Consider the following 19,314-nt stretch of genomic DNA (forward strand, 5'->3'; position numbering starts at 1 on the left):
CCTTCGCGGTTGAGTAGGCTGCACCAGCCGTCGAGGAGGTCGGGGATTGAGCGAGCACGCGCGCCCTCGCCGATCAGCCACGCAACAAATCGCTCGCGAAATGCCAACGAGTCTGGGCTCGCCTGCTCCATCAGCGCAGCTTGCTCCAACTACGTGCGATAGCAATGGGTAGAAGAACAGACCGGCCGCTCAGCACAGGCATATCGGCCGTTGCCGTTCATGAGTCCGGACCGGTGAGCCGACAGTCCGCTTTCCCCGTGAAGGAAGTGAGACACGGTGCTTGCGAAGGCCGAATTGACAATCAAATTCGCGCCAATTCGGTTGCGCAATCGCGGCGGCATTTCGGGCCGTGGGGCTGCGTTCACGCCGCTATCCGCTGCCCCCGGCCAGATTCAGCGCGGCGAAGCGCACGCGGGCGGCATCGATGAAGGCGCGCACGTTGACCGAAGTGCGGCGGTTTGCCTGATAGACTAGGTGTACGGGCAAAGGCGGAGGAGCGAAATCCTCGAGTACGGGAGTTAGGCGACCAGCGGAGATCGCATCCATTGCCTGGTAGGACAGCACGCGAGCGATCCCGACGCCGTCGATTGCTGATGCTATCGCGGCATCGGCGGTATTCACGGTCAGTCGCGGTTCGATCCGGATCGCGGGCTTGCCCATGGGGCCGAACCGCCACTCGTCGGCCCGGTCTAGCTCGGTAAAGGCGACCAGCGGATGCTCATGAAGCGCGGCGACGGTCGTCGGAGCTCCATGCACTTTTAGGTAACCTGGACTTGCCACGAGCACGCGCCGCACTTCGGCAACCCTGAGCGCATGGAGCGAAGAGTCCGACAAGTCGCCGATGCGAACCGCTACGTCGATCCCCTCGTCGACCAGCCGCACAACCCTATCGATCAGGGTCAGTTCGATCCTGAGCGCGGCATGCTGGCGCAGCAAGGTGTTTACGATGGGCAGGATATGGAGCCGCCCGAACGTAACCGGCGCGGTAATCACAAGCGTTCCGCCAGGTTCTGCACCGTCGCCGCGGAGCGCCATCGCGGCATCGTCAAGGTCGGCCAGCGCGCTCCGGCACCGCTCGACATATCGTGCGCCCTCCTCGGTCAGGCGTACCGAACGGGTTGTGCGACGCAACAGCGCAGTGCCGAGCGACTGCTCGAGCGTGGATATCGCGCGGCTTGCAGCGGTTGGCGATATCCGCAGTTGCCGCGCTGCCTCGGCAAAGCTCGCCCGGTCGGCAACCGCGACGAATGTACGAAGCATTTCGAGGCGATCCATGATTATCCCGAATTTGGCAGGAATGATGTGCCAATAGAGAATATTATCACAAAAAGGTAATTGGTGCACTTCCGAACCGCGGACGGCATCCAGCGGCCCGCGCTTCGGAGAACGCCATGACCCGCCTGACCATCCCCTCCCGCGAAAATGCCCCCGCCAAGTCGCAACCCCTCCTCGATGCGGTCGAAAAGCAGCTGGGCATCGTACCCAACCTGTTCCGCCTAGTCGCCACCAGCCCGGCCGCGCTCGAGGGTTTCCTCGGCCTCAACGGCGCGATGGGGCGCACGCTCGATGCCAAAACCCGCGAACGGATCGCGCTGGCGATTGCCCAGGCCAACGGCTGCGATTATTGCCTGTCGGCGCACACCTACCTCGGGTTGAACCTCGCGCAGATCGACGAGACCGAGATCGCGCTCAACCGGGCTGGCCATTCGGGTGACGCCAAGGCCGATGCGGCGGTGGTGTTCGCACGCAAGGTGCTCGAGGCGCGCGGTCGGGTCAGCGATGCCGATCTGGCCGAAGTCCGCCTTGCCGGCTTTTCCGAAGCCCAGGTGATCGAGATCGTGGCGGCTGTCGCGCTCAACGTGTTCACCAACTACGTCAACAACGTCGCCGAGACCGACATCGACTTCCCGGTCGTCCGGGCTGCGCAAGCCGCCTGATACCCCCGCCGTCGGCGGGTTGCTTCCTCGCTCGCCGACGGCCCTCAATTTCCGGACCCTCGCTATGGCAAACGCCTTTCTCGAGATCGCCACCACCCCCGCCGTCCTCGCTGCGCAGGTCGCGAACGGCAGCGCCGGGCTTTACGACAATGTCGGCAAACAAAGGCGCTCGGATCGCTTCACTCCGACCGAGGCGGAGTTCATCGCGGCGCGAGACAGCTTCTACATGGCCAGTGTATCCGAAAGTGGCTGGCCTTACGTCCAGCATCGCGGCGGCCCGCTGGGGTTCCTCAAGCTGCTGGACGAGACCACGCTGGCCTTCGCCGACTTTCGCGGCAACCGGCAGTATATCAGTTTGGGAAACTCGACCGCGAACGATCGCGTCGCGCTAATCCTGATGGATTATCCGCACCGCCGTCGCTTGAAGCTCTACGCCCGGATCGAGGCGCGCGATCTTGCGGCCGATCCCGACCTCGCCGCCAGACTCGACCTGCCCGGCTATCGCGGCATTGCCGAGCGCGCGTTCGTTCTCCGGCTCGAGGCGTTCGACTGGAACTGCCCGCAACACATCACGCCGCGTTTCACCGCGACCGAGATCGCCCCGCTGACCGCGCGCATAGCCGAACTCGAAGCCGAAAATGCAGCACTTCGCCAATTCGCCGCAAAGAAGGACCCGTCCTAATGACTGACGTCGAAGCACCGCGCCCACCGCTGCCCCCGTTCACCCGCGAGACTGCGCTGCGGAAGGTCCGCGCGGCCGAGGATGCCTGGAACAGCCGCGATCCAGCGCGGGTGGTGCTCGCCTACACAATCGACAGCGAATGGCGGAACCGCGACACGTTCCTTTCGGGACGCCCCGCAATCGTCGCCTTTCTTGCAGAGAAGTGGCGTCGCGAGGAGGAATATCGCCTGATCAAGGAATTGTGGGCCTACACGGACAACCGGATTGCGGTGCGTTTTCAGTACGAGTGTCGGACAAACGGGCAATGGCTTCGCTGCTACGGCAACGAGCTGTGGGAGTTCGCCGCGAACGGGCTCATGCGCCGCCGCGAGGCATCAATCAACGACGTCGCCATCAACGAAGATCAGCGTCGGTTCTGCTGGGATACCCCCGGACCGCGTCCCGAGAAGCACCCCGGGCTGATCGGCTTAGGCGGTCGGTGATCACTTATAGGACGGCCGCGCTGATTATCCGCCCGCCGTTTCTCATCTGAACGATCACCGCGGTCTTGAGACCAGATTCGCGTGCAATTGGGAGATGGGCTGCGAAGCCCGCACCGTTCCAGCTTCCCAACTTGACCAGCTGGCGCACGATGTGGCGGTGGAGGAGCGTTCGACCGCCATTCTCGCCCGTGCGGATGGGCATCTGGCACAGCGCGCCGGTGCTCATAGGAGCGCCACTTGGCCGGCTCATCGTTCCGCACGTGGTGCGTTGGTGACAGCTGAATAACCTACCGCGCGCTGTTGGCCGCAATATGGGCCTTTGGTGTTTGGCCATATGCGCGGACAAGCCCCGTCATCCCCTGGCACGGCCGACTTGGCGGGATGGCCCGCGATGGCGCACCGGACTGACGAGGTCATGGACGGCTGCGTCCGGAGGCGACCATTACACCCCGAATAACAATGGGCGACTCCAAAGAGTGCGCACGTTTGATGACTTTGTGTCGCTGCGAGAATTGGCGTCTGCACCACATCGCCAAGATGGGTTCTTGCCGCACCCGAAAATGCGATCCGACGTCCCTTCCCAAAACGTGGTATGATCAGTGGAACCCAAACGCTGTGCCAGTCGTTAAGGCTCCGTCCTTCGGGGGCGGAGGGATCTTTGGATCAGAAAATCTCGATCATGGTGTTCGAGGATGAACCGCTCGTCGCGATGTTTGTCCGGGAAGCACTTGAAGCCGAAGGCTTCGAGGTACTCCTCTCCAACAGTCCCGCTGAGGCTGAACAGGCTATCGAAACGAGTATCGAGGCGGTGTCCGCGCTGGTCACCGATATCCGCTTGGGCGCCGGGCTTAGCGGGTGGGAACTCGGTCGCCTGGCACGGGAGAGATGTTCTGATTTGCCGGTGATCTATGTCTCGGGTGACAGCGCGATCGACTATAGCGCCCAAGGTGTTCCGGGCAGCACCATGATCCAGAAGCCATTCGTTGCAGCGCAGCTCGTGACGGCTATCGCCGGATTGTTGAACCAACAGGGCGGATCGGCCTGAATTTCGCCGAACGCGCGAGTGTGTGTCCGGCAGGTCGTTCATGCCGCGCGGACTTCGTCAGGGATAGACCGTCGTATAGGTGATTAGATACTTCAACATTGCCGCGTCGCGGTCAGGGAGGCCGGATGGCGGAGCAGACACACCCGGAAAGCATCGGCGACGCTGTCCATCAAAGACTTGATGGGGTCGCGCCGTATCGCTGGTGGCACAGCACCATTGTGGGCAGCGTCGATCACGCGGAGGTGATCGGACGGATCATCGAGGAAAGCGGCTGGTCACCGCGGTACTTGTTCATGACGATGATGTCAGCCGGCATCGCGGTGCTCGGTCTACTTCTGTCGTCACCCGCGGTCGTGATCGGCGCGATGTTGATCTCCCCGCTGATGAGTCCCATTCTCGGTCTGGGTTTCAGTCTTGCGTTGTTCGATTTCAGCGAGATGCGTCGCGCGCTGATTGCGCTCGTGGCCGGCTCGGTGTGTGCGGTCGCTTTCACCGCGCTGATCGTCGCGCTCTCGCCGCTCCAGGCGCCCACGGCCGAGATCGTCGCGCGCACGCGGCCAAATCTTTTCGATCTCGGGGTGGCTTTGTTTGCGGCGCTCGCCGGTACTTTTGCGATCATCCGCGGGCGCGGCGACACGGTCGTCGGTGTCGCCATCGCCACCGCGCTGATGCCACCGCTGGCGGTGGTCGGCTATGGTCTCGCTACCTGGAACCTCGCTGTGCTGGGAGGATCGCTGGCACTGTTCGTAACCAACTTCGTCACCATCGCGCTGTGTGCAACGGTGATGGCCAGGTTTTACGGTTTCGGCCATTTCCTTTCGAGCCAGCAGAGCTGGACGCAGACGGTCGTTCTCACGCTTGTGTTCATTGCGATGGCGATACCGCTAGGACTTTCGCTCAAGCAGATCGCGATCGAGGCCGTCACCGTCACGCAAGTTCGGTCGCTCCTGTCCGACCGGTTCGGGGCTGACGCGCGGGTGACCCAACTCGATGTGAACTTCGATGCCTCGCCTATTGTGGCCCGGTCTGTGGTCATAACCCCGCGCAAGCGGATGCAGCGGACCGCTGCGCTTCAGGCCGACCTCGAGAAAAAGTAGGCCAGCCGATCCGCCTGCAACTAGACCAGGTAGTGCTTGAGCCCGGCGCAGGCGCGATCGATGCCCAGCGTGAGGAAATGCGTCAGGCGGGAGATGCCGGATCCGCGCAAACCGCGCAGATTGCCGCGCTTTCACAAATGCTTGCCCTAGCGGCCGGCGTTTCGCCAGACGACGTGATGATCGACCGCGATCATCGCCGGGCGAGTGTCGCTGCGGCACCCCTTCCGGGAGCTTCTGTTGCAACCTATCGTGCCCTCGAGCAGCGCTCGCACCAGGAAGCCGACGATTGGGATATTGCGATCAACCCGCCGCAAGGTCCGTTGCCGCTCATAGCCTTTGCCGACAACGCCGACACGCTCGATCCCGCTGCGCGTGACGCGGTGTTGACGTCGGCGTGGGCCGCGCGGCGATGGAATGTCCGCGCGCTTGCCGTGCCTGGGCTACCCGAAACGACCGCGAAATCGCCTAACCTGACCCAGCGACGCGCGCTTGCCATTGCGGCAATTCTGAAAAGCTCTGGAATCGGAGCCGTACCCACCGCCCCGGCCGGACAATCGTTTCGCCTGTCGGCTGCTGCACGGGAGGGCGCGCCATGATCGGGGGAGTTGCCCTGACGCCATTCGATGCGGCAGCGATCCTGATCGTCCTGGCCGCCACGCTGGGGTATCTGAACTTTCGCTTCCTGAAATTGCCGCCATCGGTCGGGCTGACGATTATGGGCGCGGTGTCGTCGCTGATTGTGGTCGGCCTCGACCGTCTGCTCCCGGGAAGCACCGCGGGTGCCGATGTGGCGCGGTTCCTCGCAGGGATCGATTTCCACACGACGCTGATGGACGGCATGCTTTCTTTTCTGCTGTTCGCGGGCGCGCTCCACGTCGACTGGAGTGAGATGAAGAAGGGGCGCTGGCCGATACTGGTGCTGAGCACGATCGGAGTGCTGATTTCGACCGCACTGGTCGGCGCTGGCTTCTATGCCCTCGGGCGACTGGTCGGGCTGGACGTCCCGCCGATCTGGTGCCTCGTGTTCGGTGCCCTGATCAGTCCGACCGACCCGGTTTCGGTGATGAGCGTGCTGAAGCGGGCGAAGGTCTCGCCGGTGCTCGAGGCAACCGTCGCGGGTGAGAGCTTGTTCAACGACGGGGTCGGGGTCGTGGTCTTCGCAATCCTGCTGGCAACCGCAGTTTCGGGCGAACCGCTCTCGCTCGCCCGCGCGGCGCACCTGTTCCTCCTCGAGGCGGGCGGGGGGATCGTGCTGGGCTTGGCGATCGGCTGGATCGCCTTTCGGGCCATGCGCTCGATCGACGAGTACAAGGTCGAGGTGATGATCACGCTCGCCGTTGTCATGGGCGGCTATGCCCTGGCGAGCGCGATCCACGTCAGCGGACCCGTAGCGATGGCAGTGGCCGGCCTCGTCATCGGCAACGCCGGCATGGCCTACGCCATGAGCGACACCACGCGCGAGTACGTCCACAAGTTCTGGGCACTGATCGACGACATCCTCAACGCGGTGTTGTTCTTGCTGATCGGGCTCGAAGTGGTCACCATCCCGGCAGATCCGCGACTTCTGGTGCTGGGCGGTCTGGCCATTCCGCTGGTGCTCGCCTCACGAACTGTCGCGGTCATGCTACCGCTCACGCTGATGAAGCGACTGCTCGATCTAGGCCCGCTGGCGGCGCCGACGCTGATCTGGGGCGGGCTGCGCGGGGGCATCTCGATCGCCCTCGCGCTCGGTCTGGCGAGTGAAGCGGCGCGCCCGGGTCTGCTGGCCGCAACCTATATGGTGGTGTTGTTCTCGGTCATCGTCCAGGGCGGGACGATCGAACGGCTGCTCCGCCGCGTCGCTGCGCGGTCCAGCACGTGATGAGCAGCGCGGCCCTCAGCGCCATCATTCTCGCCAGCGCGCTGATCCTGTTCGTCAGCGAGAAGGTTCGGCATGATCTGGTGGCGCTGATCGCGCTGTTAGCCTGTCTCGCGGTCGGGTTGGTTACCCCGGCCAAGGCGTTTCTGGGCTTTGCCGATCCGGCTGTCCTGGCGGTCGCGGCGATCCTTGTTGTCGGTCGCGCGGTCGAGCTATCGGGCATAGCTTCGGCTATCGCCAAGGTCGTAATCCCGCAGCGCGCCAGTTTCCTGTTCCGCCTCACCGCGCTGCTGGCCGTGGCCATGGTACTGTCGGCTTTCATGAACAACATCGCGGCGCTGGTCATCACCATGCCGATCGCCACCGAGATCGCGCGCGACGGCCGCCTTCCGCCCGCGGCCACGCTTATGCCGCTTGCCTTCGCGACCATTCTCGGCGGGATGACGACCTTGATCGGCACCCCGGCCAACCTGATCCTGTCCTCGGTACGCGAGACTGAGCTCGGCGCGCCGTTCGGCTTCTTCAGCATGTCTGCGGTGGGCATCGCGGTCGCGCTGCTGGGGTTGATCTACCTCAGCTGGATCGGCTGGCGGCTGCTGCCGATCCGCGAAAGCGCCGAACGGGCGAAGCGCCCACCGTGGCGGGTGTTCGAGGTTGCCCTGTCGGAGAACATGGGACGAACCGAACTGCTAGATCGTCTGCGAGCCGCACGCGCGCGGTTGCTCGCGTGCTTCCGCGAAGGCGCGGCCCCCAGTGAGGGTTATCTTGCCGGGGATCGACTGCTGGTACTTTCGCGCGCCAACCAGTGGACGGTCGCCGAGCAGACCGGGCTGGAGACGATAGCGCAACGCTCCGGAGGATCGGACGCCGTAACGGCTCGTGTCGCGGTGGCGCACGGCTCCACCCTGATCGGAACGGGGTATGACCAGATTCGCAGCCAGAGCGAAGGCACTCTCGAGGTGGTCGCTGTGGGACCACGCGTGGCGCGCGAGAAGCAGCCACTGGTGCGAATGCAGATTCACGCCGGAGACCAACTCTACATCCGCGGCGCGCAAGTCGATTTGGCCCGCTTCGTTCCGCGCGCTCGGCTGCTGGAGATCGATCGTCTCGACCCGGCTCCGGTCGCACGCACCCGCGCCTTCCTGATCCTCGCGATTTTCGGTCTATCGATAGCCAGTATCGTGTCGCTGGGGGTTTCGCCCGCCATAGCGTTCCTCGGCGCGGCAGCGTTGCTCGCCGGGCTGAGGCTCCTGCCCGCCGAGGAAGTCTACAGGTCGATCGACTGGACCGTTGTGATATTGCTCGCCGCGATGATCCCCGTTGGCCAGAGCTTCGACGACAGCGGAGCTGCGGCAATCGCGGCGCATTGGTTGGGGGACGCACTGGCCGGGATGCCGCTTGCGGCTACGCTGGCCATCTTGTGCACGGTCACGATGCTGCTCTCTATCTTCCTGAACAATGTTGCGACCGCCGTGATAATGGGCCCGCTGGCGATCGATGTGGCCCAGCTTCTCGGGATCAGTCCCGATGCGGCGCTGCTGGCGGTGCTCATCGGGGCTTCGTCGGATTTTCTCACCCCGATCGGGCACCAGAACAACCTGCTGGTGATGGGGCCGGGCGGTTATCGCTTTACTGACTATGCGAGGATGGGGGCAGGTTTGGTTGTGATCGTAGTGGCGACTGCGTCGATCACGCTGGCGCTGCTTTACCGCTGATCTTCAAGAAAATTGGCTGACCCGGTTTCAAACAGGTCCGTCATTGTCTAGAGCCACTCATCGGCTCTGACATTTGCGCAAGCACTCTACCGGTCGGGCAGAACGACCGGGGTCGCCCAATGATTGTCACAGTTGTAGCTCTCGCAAGCGCAGTCGCCGTCACCGCCTTCCTGTCATTCGGGCGTTTCGCGCGATCAGAATCATGGCGCGCGACGGTCACGCCGCTGGCCTCGATCATCGGCAGCGGGTTCCTCATATGCGGTCCGATCCTCGCGCGGGAGTTCGGCCAGGCGGCCATCCTCGCCGAGGCGGTGCTGCTCGCGATCGCTTATGCGGCGGGCGCGGTGATCCGATTCAACATCGTTCACGTCGAAAGTTATCTGGAACGGGCCACGCTTCACGATCCGGTGGCGTGGCTCGCCCGGATCACCCAAGCCGTGCTCGCCATCGCCTATGCAATCTCGGTAGCCTACTATCTCAAGCTGCTTGCGGAGTTTCTGCTCAAGCCGATCTCCATCGGTCCCGCGTCGCACAGCCTGGTTTCGAACGCGCTCGTAACTCTGATCCTCTTCGGCATCGTGGCGCTGGCGTTTGGCAGCGGGCTACGTCGGGTCGAGCATCTCGCGCACGGCACCGTCTCGCTCAAGATCGGCATCATCGCGGGCATGCTGGCGGGACTAGCCTGCTGGTGGCTGACGAACACCGCTTCCGACCCGCTACCTCCCGCGAAAATCGGATGGAACAGCATCCCGCTGCTGCTTGGACTGGTCATCACGGTACAGGGCTTCGAGACCTCCCGCTATCTCGGACAAAGCTATTCGCAGGATCTACGCATCCGGACGATGCGTCATGCGCAATGGCTCGCCTCGGGCATCTATCTCGCGTTCCTGGCCCTGCTGACGCCATTTCTGGGACGCGCGGCGGATGCCGAGGGTGTGGCGGGGATTCTCGATATCATGACCCTGGTCGCTCCCGCTCTAGGCATCTTCGTGCTGATCGGCGCGCTCGCCAGCCAGCTCAGCGCGGCGGTCGCGGACTCGATCGGTTCCGGCGGGCTACTCAGCGAGGTCACCCAAAAGAAGCTGAGCGTCCGTGCCGCTTTTGCGCTTGCCGCGGGTCTGGCCGTCGCTGTGGTCTGGCTGACCGACCCATTCGAAGTCGTCGCGATCTCGTCGCGGGCGTTCGCGCTGTATTACGCGTTTCAGTGCGTGCTCGCGTTCATGGTGGCGCGCAAGACAGACGTCGCCACGCCGACAAGATTGGCGGGATTCGCGATCGTTGGAGCGATCTGCCTGGTGGCGACCCTGGTCGGCGCGCCAGCGGAGGGTTGAGGGTGCGCTTGCATCGACTTACCCCGCGAAGGGCTCGCGCCCTGCTGCGCCGGCATGGTCCCGAGGCCCTGGTATGGCGACGGCGAATCGCCATTCTCGGCGGGGCGATCCTGATTGGCCTCATCGCGTTGCTGTTCGCACGCCTGTCCGACTGGGCTGGCGAAATATTCCTGACGATCGAGAGGCGCTGCTGGTGGGCACCGCTGCTTGCGACGCCGCTGGGATTCGCGGGCTTGGTATGGCTGACGAGATTACTGGCACCCGCGGCCGGCGGATCTGGAATACCACAAATCATCGCCGCCTCGCGCGATCCGGAAGCCGCGATAAGGACACTCGTTTCCGCGCGCACGGTCGCGGCGAAGTTCGTGCTGACGATCGGGGCACTGCTGTTCGGCGCTTCAGTCGGTCGCGAGGGACCAACTGTTCAGATCGCAGCCTCAATCATGGGCTACGCGCATCGCGCGATGGCGATCCCGCTGCGCGCTTCGGTTTACATCGCAGGCGGCGCGGCGGGTGTCGCCGCAGCGTTCAACACCCCGCTCGCCGGAGTCGCTTTCGCAATAGAGGAACTCGCTGCGGCCTATGAGCAGCGCATGACCCTGTTGGTCATGGCGGCGGTGCTCATCGCCGGCATGGTCAGTTTGGGATTGGCGGGCGACTACGTTTATTTCGGGGTGATGCGCGAGACCTTGAGCCTGGGGGACGCCCTGGTTGCGACCCCGGTAGCGGGAGTTTTCGGCGGGATCGCCGGGGGGCTGTTTTCGCGGCTGATGCTCAGCGCCGGAAAATCAACCGCCTTCGCACCGGTACTCTGGCTGCGGGCGAGACCGGTAGCATTCGCGGCGGCCTGCGGGATCGCGGTGGCGGTCCTGGGCGTAGCCACCGGCTTGACCTGGGGAACTGGCTATCGAACCGCCAACGCGATCATTTCTGGAGCCCACGTTCCGCTGTGGTTTGGGGCCGCCAAGTTCGTGACGACGCTCGCGACGGCTGTATCGGGCCTTCCTGGCGGGATTTTCGCGCCCTCGCTTTCGGTGGGAGCGGGCATTGGCGACGTGCTGCGCAGCGTATTTCCCCATTACCCGGCTGGCGCGATTGTGTTGCTCGGGATGGTCGCCTATTTCACCGGGGTCGTCCGCGCGCCGCTGACCGCTGTCATCATCATCTCGGAGACGACTGCAAGCCGCGGACTGATGCTGCCACTTCTCGCCACCGCTCTGATAGCCGATTTCGCCGCTCAACTAGTGAGCAAGGAACGGCTTTACCATGGTCTCTCCGAGCGGTTCCTCAATCGGTCAATGTCACCGACAGTCGTCAAATCCGAGAATTCCGGACACTTGGGGGGAAGTTAGATGGGGCCACTCGTCTACTCCGCCAGGCGGTGAATGAAGAACCGCAGCCATGTGGTCATGCAAATCTGTCGGAATAGAAGAACTCCCGCCGCTCCAGCTGAGTGCGAATCCAGACCGCGGGCACAGGCAAACACCCCTCCAGCCCAGCCGGAATTTTGTAGTCACCGCCTCAGTATTTCCCGATTTGACTCATTTCAGATGTGCTCGGCTCATCGCCGGACAGTTACCGAAGGCAAGCCCATTTGGTCCTTTTATCCCATGGCCTATTTGGCCGATGACCATGCCCGCTTTGCTGACTACGGTGACATGATCGTCATCGACGTTCGCGACGTACAGCTTTCCATCCGGGCCAAGGCGAACATTTAGAGCACCCTTACGCGTGAAGAAGAACCGCGGCGCTCTCGCGTGTTTGATCCAGACGACCCCGCCATCGGCAATTGATGGGGCAACGAGCGTGCCATCGGGCAAGCTTTCGAGGTAAATTAGTTGACCTTTGACTGGCGAAGCCCAACGCCGCGCAGTCTTCAGTGTCAGAGGATTCAGCAGCGTGATCTCCCCCTTGCCCGAAGCTGCGAGTTCGCCTTTGCGGGTTAGGCGCAGGCCCCTCACCGACGTATCAAGTTTGAGGGTCGCGAGCATGACACCGGTCTCGGACTGATATTTGGAAATCCCTCCACTCCGGCAAACGCGAAGAGCGAGAGTCCATCAGCCGAGAAGACGAAATTGTGAGTGCCTTTTGCCAAGGGGAATGTTCGGAGCAAGCGGCCGGTACCGGAATTATACACGAGCATCGTATCGCCGCCGGACTCCGCATTGACGAATAGCTCGTCGGTGCGCGGGCGAAGCTTGACACCATGTGGCGCTCGCAGGCCGTCGGGAAGCGTGAAGCGTCCAGTCTCCCGAGATGATCGCAAGTCGATGCGGCTGACGTGATCGCCGGGAGTGCCGATGCGGCTGTCGTAGTCGGTTATCCCGAATTGGGAGATGTAGGCCGTCCGGCCGTCGGGGCTCACCTCAACCTCGTGCGGCCAAGTACCAACTTCGACCCGGTCGATGAGTGTTCCGTCAGGATCTACGATGGCGAGCGCCGTTCCCTGCTCTTAGGCAATCAGGATGCAGAACGGTGTCGTGAGCGCCGCCGCCAAGACGGCACTGGCCAGCAACTGAAACATGAGGTGTTCCTCCAGCGAGGTGTCCGGGATGGACTAGCATCTCAGCCGCAACTGGCCCAACGCCGCCTGCGCACATCTGACACCTTTATGATCATCGTCGCCCACCGCGGCAGGAAGCGGACGCTGCTGCGGTTCTTGGGTAACGCACGCACGCGGTTCTAACTCCGAGAGCATACTCGCGTGCCTGGCTAATGCAGCACTGCGCGTTCGCGTCAGGGGTTGCGAAGATGCGCTCGTCGTTTACCGGGTAGCGAAGTGCCAACGCCGGAGCCTATTGCCAGCCCCTCGGCAGAGGAGGCCGTCGAATTCATTCGCGATACGTTTCGGTCGGTCTGGTCGATCGAAGTGCTTGGTCAATTGCGCGCTCATGTCGATCGGACGATTGCCGAAGGCGACCTGGTTCGCGAAATGCGAGCAAGTTTGCTTGTTGTGCGGCAGAGCCTGGAAAGCTTGATGGCCGCGGGTCTGGTGTCAATCCATGGCGATGACACGATCTGCTATGCCCCCGCCACCCCTCGTCTAGGTGCGCTCGCAGATGCTGCGCTCGAATATTATCGAAAAAACCCCGATGCCGCCCGCAGGGTGATCGTCGCCGCCTTGAACCCTGGCGCAACCGCGTTCGCTGCCGCATTCAAGCTGAGGAAGGATTGATGGCCCCTGCAGCACCGACCTTGGTGTACGTGCTATGCCTTGTCACGGCGGCCATCTGTGCTTGCCTGCTAGGACGGGGATATGCACGCAGCGGCCAACCCCTGCTGTTCTGGAGCGCGATCTGCTTCGTCTTCCTGGCTCTGAACAGCCTGATCGTTGTAATAGACCTGCTGCTCGTGCCCAATATCGACCTGCGTCTATTGCGATACGCGCTTTCGCTCGTGGCGGTAGGTTCAATGCTCTATGGCCTGATCTGGAACGAACGATGACGGCGCTGTTGGCATTGCTCGCGGGAGCTATAACATTTGGCTTCGGCGCCATTGGCCTGTTCTTTCTGCGCTATTGGCTCAGGTCTAAGGACGGCCTGTTCTTGGCCTTCGCAATCGCGTTCTGGCTGCTCGGAATTGGTCAGGCCCTGACGACGCTTTCCGAGTGGCCGGTCGAAGAGCGGAGCTGGCTTTATTTGCTTCGATTGGCAGCCTTCCTTCTCATTATCATAGCGATCTGGCGCAAGAATCGCGGGGAATTGCGGTAGCTGGCGTAGCGGCTCGGCCGTCAGGAGAGGCGTCCTCAGCTGATACCGACATCGTTTGCAAGACGACGCGGACTCGAGAGGCGAAGAAGCTTCGAAAGATCGGACAAAGCTTCGTCGAAAGATATTTGCGCGGATCGCGCCTGGGGCGGCTGGTGTGGCCGTCGCATATTTTCACCGCGTCCGCGATCGGTAGCGAGCTTAGCGACCGCCGGCTATCAGGCAAATGTCACGCCCATCTTCTGGCATGGTGCCGGGCGAATGCCGGTCGATTAGAATGGCGAGAATTCAAGGGCTGGCCCTTTTGAGCGGCCCGGCCGGAACCGGCCCCATTGCCCGTGACCCGAGTGACATCGGGCGATCGGCGGGATAGAAGGCGATAATTTCGGAACCCGGAAACGCGGCATCGAGGTGGGCATGGAGCCGGTTCAGAATTGCACTTTGGTTCCGCAATACCGATAATTTGTTCCGCTCATGCGAAAGTTGCTGGGATTCCTGATGGTGAGGACCGTAAGGCCACCCACTATCACGTCACCGCTTTGAATATCTCGACACTGATCCCCGAGCGTGAAGACGTTGCCTTTCTGCGTGACGGTCTTGATTGAGCATTCGCCCTGGGAGGCGCCGATGGAGCTCTTGCCGCCCCAGTAGGTCACTATCTCCGCATTGGACGCCCCTTTGCAGGGTCGACCAGTAGGCACATAGATGCCTTGCTTGAGGGGGAGAAGGTCGGCCGCGATCGCTCCGCTTGAGGCGAGCAGGGCAACCACGAAAGCAATGCTGGCCGGCAAGCGCATTGGCGATCTCCGAGGGGTGAAGGAAGTGCGACCGCGCCTACGTTAGCCATTTCCTGCCGCCAAGGGAACCGCGACACCCAGTTTCCGCCCAGGTAGCTGCGGATCGACCGCTATCGCGGCCTAAGGGTCCGAAAGCGGTTTGTCGGCCTGCGGCCCCCTCGTCGGTCAATCAGGCTTGGGAACGCTTAGCCAGCTGGCCTGACTGCCTGCGGGCACAGCTCCAACGACCGCGACTGATTAAATGAAGGTGGATAGCGGGCATAGGCTCAACGGGGAGCTTGGGTCGCGCTACCGCCGCCCATTCCTTAGTCTTGGCGACCCCCTCGCGAGAAGTGCATCAGTGGCAGGCATGGCAAATGTCTACCGCATCAGAAAGACAACGTGCGGCGTCACTCGATGCTCCTTCCGTGGAATCTTGCACGCCAACTTCCACAATCACTTCAACCAGGGACGTCACTGGGTTGAGGGTCAGACCCACACCCGTCTCCGTCGAGCCGGCTGAGTGACGGACGCTTCACCGAGTATCTACATCTCGGGATTTCTTCGATATTGCTAACACGCCTACACGCGTTTGAATCCGAGGGAGACCATGTCTTGCCCGCAAGCCTGACAGACGAACACTATCAAGCACTAGCCAATTTTCGCTACGCTTTACGAACCTTTCTCGCGTTCAGCGGGTCTCAGGTTGCAAGATTTGGCCTTACTCCTCAACAACATCAGGCGCTTCTTGCTGTCCGCGCAGCGACACAGGAAGCCGACATCGGATATGTCGCGGAGCGCCTGATAATCAAGCCTCACAGCGCATCAGGCCTTGTCGCGAGACTTGAGGCCACTGGGTTCGTAACGAGCCAAAGCTCCCAGAAAGATCGCCGCCAAAGGCTTATTGTTCTCACCCGAAAGGGCCGCGACGTCCTCGAGCGGTTGTCAGTCATAAACCGGGGGAAATCGATCGCCTACGCCCGATTCTTGAAGCGATGCTAGATACGCTGACCTGATCAAGCCGGACAGGCTTGCCGGATATATCGCTCTATGACATATCTCGGCAAGAGAGGCACTCCTATGTTAGCATCCGGATCGCTTTCCTGTGGCCACATTAAAAGCGAGATTGCCGCGGCCAGCCTCTCGGCACGCTTTCCTCGACCCCGGCGCGCGCGAGCTGGGGGTCAGACGAAAGGACGCGGAGTGGCCGCGATCTTGTTAGCTCTGATACTGATCCCTCCATTGGCGGCCTGCTCCAAAAGTGACCACGTACCCCGCCAATCGACTAGCCTAACTTCGCATGCCGAGAGAGCGGGTTCCTTCAACGCCGCACCAGGTGGAAATGACGGCGACTGGACGAGCCAAGCAAAGGACTTCGCCAATAGCCGGTACTCCACGCTCGATGACATCAATGTGGCGAATGTTTCCCAGCTGAAGGTCGCTTGGACGTTTTCAGATGGCGCCCTTTACGGGCACGAGGGTGCGCCTCTCGTTCAAGGCGACGCCATGTATCTTGTCTCGCCTTTCCCGGATCGCGCTTACGCGCTCGACCTTACAAAGCCGGGATCCCCCATAAAGTGGGCGTTTTCTCCCAATCCATCACCGATGGCCATCGGCAAAGCTTGTTGCGACGCGGTACTCCGCGGCTGGGCCATCGGAGGAGGAAAGTTAGTCTACAGCCTCCTCGACGCCCATGTCGTCGCAGTCGATCTTAAGACGGGCAAAGAAGTTTGGCGCACCAAGATGGCGGACGTCGCCAAGGGCGTCACGATGACTAGCCCAGCATTTATAGCGGGCGACAAAGTCTTCGTGGGCAATTCGGGCGGAGAAATGGGGGTCGCCGGCTGGATGGCCGCACTTGATCTGGGAACCGGTAAGGAGCTGTGGCGCGCCTATTCGGTCGGCAACGACCAGCAGGTGAAAATCGGAGCGCGGTTCAAACCTTTCTACCCGCAACTGCGCGGAAAAGACCTTGGTATCACCTCCTGGCCCGTGGGTATGGCGCAGCACGGCGCTGGTGCCGCTTGGGGCTTCTTCAGCTACGATCCTGAAACAAACCTGGTTTTCTACGGCACGTCCAACCCCGGTCCGCGCGTTCCCGTGCAGCGCCCGGGCGATAACTTGTTCTCCAGCGCCGTGTTTGCACGGGACGCTGACACGGGAGAAGCGGTCTGGGCCTACCAGTTCACCCCGCACGATGAATGGGACTACGACGGCGTCAACGAGATGATGCTGCTCGACCTTCCGATCAACGGCCGGATGCGTAAGACCATTGTGCACTTCGATCGTAACACCTTTGCCTATGTACTAGATCGCCAGACAGGCGAGGTCATCAGAGCAGACAATTTCGCCTACCAGAACTGGTCGACCGGGTTCGACTACAAGACCGGCCGCCCGATCGTGAACCAGGCCAGTGAACCGCATCCCGAAAAGGCGCTCGACCGGGTCTGCCCGCCCGATATCGGCCAGAAGGACTGGGAGCCGCCGGCCTTCAGCCCGCAGACGGGGCTCGTCTACGTCGGCGCGTTCAATATCTGCATGAAGCTGACCGATCACAAAGTGAGCTACATCGCCGGCACTCCCTATGACGGAATGGAAATGAAGCGCATGAGCGTCGACGGTCCGGACGGCGACTGGGGCCAGCTGATCGCATGGGATCCCGTCAAGGGTCGCGCGGCTTGGCGTATCCCTGAACGGTTCATGGTAATGTCCGGCACGCTGGCGACCGCGGGTCACCTAGTCTTCTACGGTACCAGTGATGGCTGGTTCCGCGCGGTCGACGCGCGGATCGGCAAGATCCTTTGGCAGCAGAAGCTATCGAGCGGAATCATTGGCCAGCCCATGACTTATCGGGGTCCGGATGGAACTCAGTATGTGGCTATCGCCAGTGGGGTGGGTGGCGCTGCGGGCGTTCAAGCCGCCCGCGACGGGTATCCGCCGCGCGGGTCCACGCTTTACGTCTTCTCGATCGACGGCAAGAGCGTTTCCGGCACGCAAAGCGGCGCCTCCCGACCACAGGGCGATACGGTGTCGGGTCAGGGACCGGGGAGCCGCGGCTGATGCGCCCGGCTTGCGTGGTGGCGATCGCGCTGGCGTCCGCGGCCTTCGGCGCGGCGGTCAGCGGCTGGATCCTGCGGACCGCGCCTGACACGCGGCTAAGTGCCGCCGTTCTCTCCAACACCGGATACCAGGGGCCGGCATCGGTGCCGCTGGGCGATATGGCCGGCGGAGCCGCAGCGCATGGCGCGATCGATATGCCCAATCCCCGTGGCGACTCGGACGCGGTGGTCGCCGAGGGCAAGCAACTATTCCGCCAGATGAATTGCGCGGGCTGCCACGGCTATGACGGCGGCGGCGGCATGGGACCGCCGCTAAACGACGAATACTGGCGCTATGGCGGCAAACCGGCCCAAGTCTACAAGACATTGTTCGAAGGGCGCCCGCAGGGCATGCCCGCCTGGGGCGTTGCGCTGCCTCCCGACAAGTTGTGGGCACTCACCGCCTATGTCGAGTCGCTCGGCGGGGGCATCGAGCCGAAGGCCGGCGTAGCGGCGCGCGATGGCGATGAGCGCAAAGGCAGCACCGCAAAGGGCGGTTCGCCGATCCTGGAAGGCCAATGAGCGGCAGCGCTCCGCTCAGCTACATGGCGGGCGGCGGCAGCCGAAGCGCCCAGACGCTGCAGACGCTGGCGTGGGGCTTTAGCGCGATCTGCACCGCGGTCGTGGTCATTGTCGCGGTGCTTATCCTGATCTCAATCCGCCGCTCGCGCCGCGCGGCCATTGTGGGCCCGGACGGAATCGCGGGCGAGGGCGACGGTCTGATGCTGATCTGGTGGGGCCTGGGCCTGTCTTTCCCGGTGCTGGCGGCGATGGCGGTGTGGAACTTTCTGGTCACCCGCCAGCTGGCGGAACCGCCGAGCAAGCCGGGTGTGACGATCGAGGTAACCGCTCACCAGTGGTGGTGGAGCGTGCGCTATCTTGCGGGGGGCGCAAACATCTCTGCCGCCAACGAGGTGGTCATCCCCACCGGCGTTCCAGTTCGGCTCCAGCTCGCCAGCAACGACGTGATCCACGATTTCTGGGTGCCAAAGCTGGGCCCCAAGATGGACATGATCCCGGGCCAGACGAACCAGACCTGGCTCGAAGCGGACCGGCCTGGCGTCTATCGCGGCCAGTGCGCTGAATACTGCGGGCTCGAGCACGCGCGCATGGCTTTCACGGTGCGCGCGGTCACGCCCGCCCTCTTCCGACAATGGCTGGCGCACGAGGCGCAGCCCGCCTACGGCACGAACGCGGCGTTCGACAATGCGGCGCATTCGCCGCCCAGTGGAATGTCCCCGTCAGGTGTTCCGTCCGAGGGCCCCGGCGCAATGCTTCCGGAACAAACCATCCAGGCGACTTTTGAAAGCCGCTGCGGCGCCTGCCACGCCGTGCGCGGCACATCAGCCGGAGGCATCGCGGGGCCGGACTTGACGCACTTCGGCTCGCGCGGAACGATCGCTGCCGGATGGATGGCGAACACCCTGGCCAATCTCGATCGCTGGCTCCAGGATCCGCAGGCGGTGAAGCCCGGCGTCAAGATGCCGCGGGTGCAACTGACGCCTAATGAGCGCGGGCGGATGGCCGCGTGGCTCGAACGCCTGTCATGATCAGACCTGAACGCACCGCTCCGGAATCGCGGCGCG

Annotated in this window: 21 protein-coding genes; 17 read left to right on the plus strand and 4 right to left on the minus strand. The window is 62.8% G+C overall.

Features of this window, described 5'->3' with window-relative positions:
• Positions 1-369: 369 nt before the first annotated feature.
• Positions 370-1,260, minus strand: coding sequence for a LysR family transcriptional regulator (locus GKE62_RS05690; protein ID WP_230206940.1), 891 nt, complete (start codon positions 1,258-1,260; stop codon positions 370-372).
• Positions 1,261-1,391: 131 nt separating this feature from the next.
• Between GKE62_RS05690 and GKE62_RS05695 the strand changes: the two genes are divergently transcribed.
• The 3 genes from GKE62_RS05695 to GKE62_RS05705 all read left to right on the plus strand — a co-directional run bounded on the left by GKE62_RS05695 (position 1,392) and on the right by GKE62_RS05705 (position 3,101).
• Positions 1,392-1,937, plus strand: coding sequence for a carboxymuconolactone decarboxylase family protein (locus tag GKE62_RS05695; protein ID WP_154691398.1), 546 nt, complete (start codon positions 1,392-1,394; stop codon positions 1,935-1,937).
• Positions 1,938-2,001: 64 nt separating this feature from the next.
• Positions 2,002-2,619 carry a pyridoxamine 5'-phosphate oxidase family protein gene (locus GKE62_RS05700; RefSeq protein WP_154691399.1) on the plus strand — a complete coding sequence of 206 codons (618 nt, stop codon included), beginning with the start codon at positions 2,002-2,004 and terminating at the stop codon, positions 2,617-2,619.
• Positions 2,619-3,101, plus strand: a complete 483-nt coding sequence (locus GKE62_RS05705) for a nuclear transport factor 2 family protein (RefSeq protein WP_154691400.1) — start codon at positions 2,619-2,621, stop codon at positions 3,099-3,101. The genes GKE62_RS05700 and GKE62_RS05705 overlap by 1 nt, the downstream gene beginning before the upstream one ends.
• Before the next feature lie 4 nt (positions 3,102-3,105).
• Here the strand turns inward: GKE62_RS05705 and GKE62_RS05710 are convergent, their stop codons facing one another.
• Positions 3,106-3,327, minus strand: a complete 222-nt coding sequence (locus GKE62_RS05710; protein WP_230206941.1) for a DUF1223 domain-containing protein — start codon at positions 3,325-3,327, stop codon at positions 3,106-3,108.
• Between the two features lie 432 nt (positions 3,328-3,759).
• Between GKE62_RS05710 and GKE62_RS05715 the strand changes: the two genes are divergently transcribed.
• The 7 genes from GKE62_RS05715 (at position 3,760) to GKE62_RS05735 (ending at position 11,499) form a co-directional block, all read left to right on the plus strand.
• Positions 3,760-4,146 (plus strand): response regulator, encoded by a 387-nt coding sequence (locus tag GKE62_RS05715; protein ID WP_230206942.1) that lies wholly within the window; start codon positions 3,760-3,762, stop codon positions 4,144-4,146.
• Positions 4,147-4,271: 125 nt separating this feature from the next.
• Positions 4,272-5,243 carry a DUF389 domain-containing protein gene (locus GKE62_RS18800; RefSeq protein ID WP_230206943.1) on the plus strand — a complete coding sequence of 324 codons (972 nt, stop codon included), beginning with the start codon at positions 4,272-4,274 and terminating at the stop codon, positions 5,241-5,243.
• Positions 5,244-5,275: 32 nt separating this feature from the next.
• Positions 5,276-5,839: a hypothetical protein gene (locus GKE62_RS18805; protein WP_230206944.1), complete on the plus strand. Its 564-nt coding sequence runs from the start codon at positions 5,276-5,278 to the stop codon at positions 5,837-5,839.
• Positions 5,836-7,104: a sodium:proton antiporter gene (locus GKE62_RS05725; protein ID WP_154691403.1), complete on the plus strand. Its 1,269-nt coding sequence runs from the start codon at positions 5,836-5,838 to the stop codon at positions 7,102-7,104. Before GKE62_RS18805 ends, GKE62_RS05725 begins: the two co-directional genes overlap by 4 nt.
• Positions 7,104-8,816, plus strand: coding sequence for an SLC13 family permease (locus tag GKE62_RS05730; protein ID WP_154691404.1), 1,713 nt, complete (start codon positions 7,104-7,106; stop codon positions 8,814-8,816). The genes GKE62_RS05725 and GKE62_RS05730 overlap by 1 nt, the downstream gene beginning before the upstream one ends.
• Before the next feature lie 119 nt (positions 8,817-8,935).
• Positions 8,936-10,147, plus strand: a complete 1,212-nt coding sequence (locus GKE62_RS18810; protein ID WP_230206945.1) for a hypothetical protein — start codon at positions 8,936-8,938, stop codon at positions 10,145-10,147.
• Between the two features lie 8 nt (positions 10,148-10,155).
• Positions 10,156-11,499 (plus strand): chloride channel protein, encoded by a 1,344-nt coding sequence (locus GKE62_RS05735; RefSeq protein WP_370516087.1) that lies wholly within the window; start codon positions 10,156-10,158, stop codon positions 11,497-11,499.
• Between the two features lie 189 nt (positions 11,500-11,688).
• Here GKE62_RS05735 and GKE62_RS05740 read toward each other — a convergent pair whose 3' ends face one another.
• The gene (locus GKE62_RS05740) at positions 11,689-12,138 is read right to left on the minus strand and encodes a hypothetical protein (RefSeq protein WP_154691406.1); all 450 of its coding nucleotides are present in this window, start codon (positions 12,136-12,138) and stop codon (positions 11,689-11,691) included.
• A 788-nt stretch (positions 12,139-12,926) separates the two neighbouring features.
• On the opposite strand from GKE62_RS05740, the gene GKE62_RS05745 reads away from it, so the two are divergent.
• From GKE62_RS05745 to GKE62_RS05755, 3 genes are read left to right on the plus strand one after another with little or no spacing between them, the layout of a single operon-like run.
• Positions 12,927-13,322 (plus strand): hypothetical protein, encoded by a 396-nt coding sequence (locus GKE62_RS05745; protein ID WP_154691407.1) that lies wholly within the window; start codon positions 12,927-12,929, stop codon positions 13,320-13,322.
• A complete protein-coding gene (locus GKE62_RS05750; protein WP_154691408.1) occupies positions 13,322-13,591 on the plus strand; it encodes a DUF5985 family protein in 270 nt (89 codons plus the stop codon). The genes GKE62_RS05745 and GKE62_RS05750 overlap by 1 nt, the downstream gene beginning before the upstream one ends.
• Positions 13,588-13,857 (plus strand): DUF5985 family protein, encoded by a 270-nt coding sequence (locus tag GKE62_RS05755; protein ID WP_154691409.1) that lies wholly within the window; start codon positions 13,588-13,590, stop codon positions 13,855-13,857. Before GKE62_RS05750 ends, GKE62_RS05755 begins: the two co-directional genes overlap by 4 nt.
• 425 nt (positions 13,858-14,282) lie before the next feature.
• Here GKE62_RS05755 and GKE62_RS05760 read toward each other — a convergent pair whose 3' ends face one another.
• Positions 14,283-14,651 (minus strand): hypothetical protein, encoded by a 369-nt coding sequence (locus GKE62_RS05760; protein ID WP_154691410.1) that lies wholly within the window; start codon positions 14,649-14,651, stop codon positions 14,283-14,285.
• A 594-nt stretch (positions 14,652-15,245) separates the two neighbouring features.
• On the opposite strand from GKE62_RS05760, the gene GKE62_RS05765 reads away from it, so the two are divergent.
• The 4 genes from GKE62_RS05765 to coxB all read left to right on the plus strand — a co-directional run bounded on the left by GKE62_RS05765 (position 15,246) and on the right by coxB (position 19,278).
• Positions 15,246-15,632, plus strand: coding sequence for a MarR family winged helix-turn-helix transcriptional regulator (locus GKE62_RS05765; RefSeq protein ID WP_370516064.1), 387 nt, complete (start codon positions 15,246-15,248; stop codon positions 15,630-15,632).
• Positions 15,633-15,833: 201 nt separating this feature from the next.
• Entirely contained in the window at positions 15,834-17,690 is a 1,857-nt protein-coding gene (locus tag GKE62_RS05770) for a PQQ-dependent dehydrogenase, methanol/ethanol family (RefSeq protein WP_230206947.1), read from the plus strand.
• On the plus strand, positions 17,690-18,250 hold the full coding sequence (locus GKE62_RS05775; RefSeq protein WP_154691411.1) for a c-type cytochrome: 561 nt from the start codon (positions 17,690-17,692) through the stop codon (positions 18,248-18,250). The genes GKE62_RS05770 and GKE62_RS05775 overlap by 1 nt, the downstream gene beginning before the upstream one ends.
• Complete coding sequence (gene coxB / locus GKE62_RS05780) at positions 18,247-19,278, plus strand: cytochrome c oxidase subunit II (protein ID WP_154691412.1); 1,032 nt, start codon at positions 18,247-18,249, stop codon at positions 19,276-19,278. The genes GKE62_RS05775 and coxB overlap by 4 nt, the downstream gene beginning before the upstream one ends.
• The last annotated feature ends 36 nt before the right edge of the window (positions 19,279-19,314 follow it).

Origin of the sequence: Novosphingobium sp. Gsoil 351 (assembly GCF_009707465.1) — a bacterium.
Taxonomy (GTDB): Bacteria; Pseudomonadota; Alphaproteobacteria; order Sphingomonadales; family Sphingomonadaceae; genus Novosphingobium.

What these genes read in the sequence shown, in the direction of transcription:
- GKE62_RS05705 (WP_154691400.1), top strand. Translation starts at nt 2,619, where the DNA reads ATGACTGACGTCGAAGCACCGCGCCCACCGCTGCCCCCGTTCACCCGC.
- GKE62_RS05760 (WP_154691410.1), bottom strand. Translation starts at nt 14,651, where the DNA reads ATGCGCTTGCCGGCCAGCATTGCTTTCGTGGTTGCCCTGCTCGCCTCA.
- GKE62_RS05730 (WP_154691404.1), top strand. Translation starts at nt 7,104, where the DNA reads ATGAGCAGCGCGGCCCTCAGCGCCATCATTCTCGCCAGCGCGCTGATC.
- GKE62_RS05740 (WP_154691406.1), bottom strand. Translation starts at nt 12,138, where the DNA reads ATGCTCGCGACCCTCAAACTTGATACGTCGGTGAGGGGCCTGCGCCTA.
- GKE62_RS05700 (WP_154691399.1), top strand. Translation starts at nt 2,002, where the DNA reads ATGGCAAACGCCTTTCTCGAGATCGCCACCACCCCCGCCGTCCTCGCT.
- GKE62_RS05755 (WP_154691409.1), top strand. Translation starts at nt 13,588, where the DNA reads ATGACGGCGCTGTTGGCATTGCTCGCGGGAGCTATAACATTTGGCTTC.
- GKE62_RS05775 (WP_154691411.1), top strand. Translation starts at nt 17,690, where the DNA reads ATGCGCCCGGCTTGCGTGGTGGCGATCGCGCTGGCGTCCGCGGCCTTC.
- GKE62_RS05695 (WP_154691398.1), top strand. Translation starts at nt 1,392, where the DNA reads ATGACCCGCCTGACCATCCCCTCCCGCGAAAATGCCCCCGCCAAGTCG.
- GKE62_RS18800 (WP_230206943.1), top strand. Translation starts at nt 4,272, where the DNA reads ATGGCGGAGCAGACACACCCGGAAAGCATCGGCGACGCTGTCCATCAA.
- GKE62_RS05690 (WP_230206940.1), bottom strand. Translation starts at nt 1,260, where the DNA reads ATGCTTCGTACATTCGTCGCGGTTGCCGACCGGGCGAGCTTTGCCGAG.
- GKE62_RS18810 (WP_230206945.1), top strand. Translation starts at nt 8,936, where the DNA reads ATGATTGTCACAGTTGTAGCTCTCGCAAGCGCAGTCGCCGTCACCGCC.
- GKE62_RS05725 (WP_154691403.1), top strand. Translation starts at nt 5,836, where the DNA reads ATGATCGGGGGAGTTGCCCTGACGCCATTCGATGCGGCAGCGATCCTG.
- coxB (WP_154691412.1), top strand. Translation starts at nt 18,247, where the DNA reads ATGAGCGGCAGCGCTCCGCTCAGCTACATGGCGGGCGGCGGCAGCCGA.
- GKE62_RS05750 (WP_154691408.1), top strand. Translation starts at nt 13,322, where the DNA reads ATGGCCCCTGCAGCACCGACCTTGGTGTACGTGCTATGCCTTGTCACG.
- GKE62_RS05710 (WP_230206941.1), bottom strand. Translation starts at nt 3,327, where the DNA reads ATGAGCACCGGCGCGCTGTGCCAGATGCCCATCCGCACGGGCGAGAAT.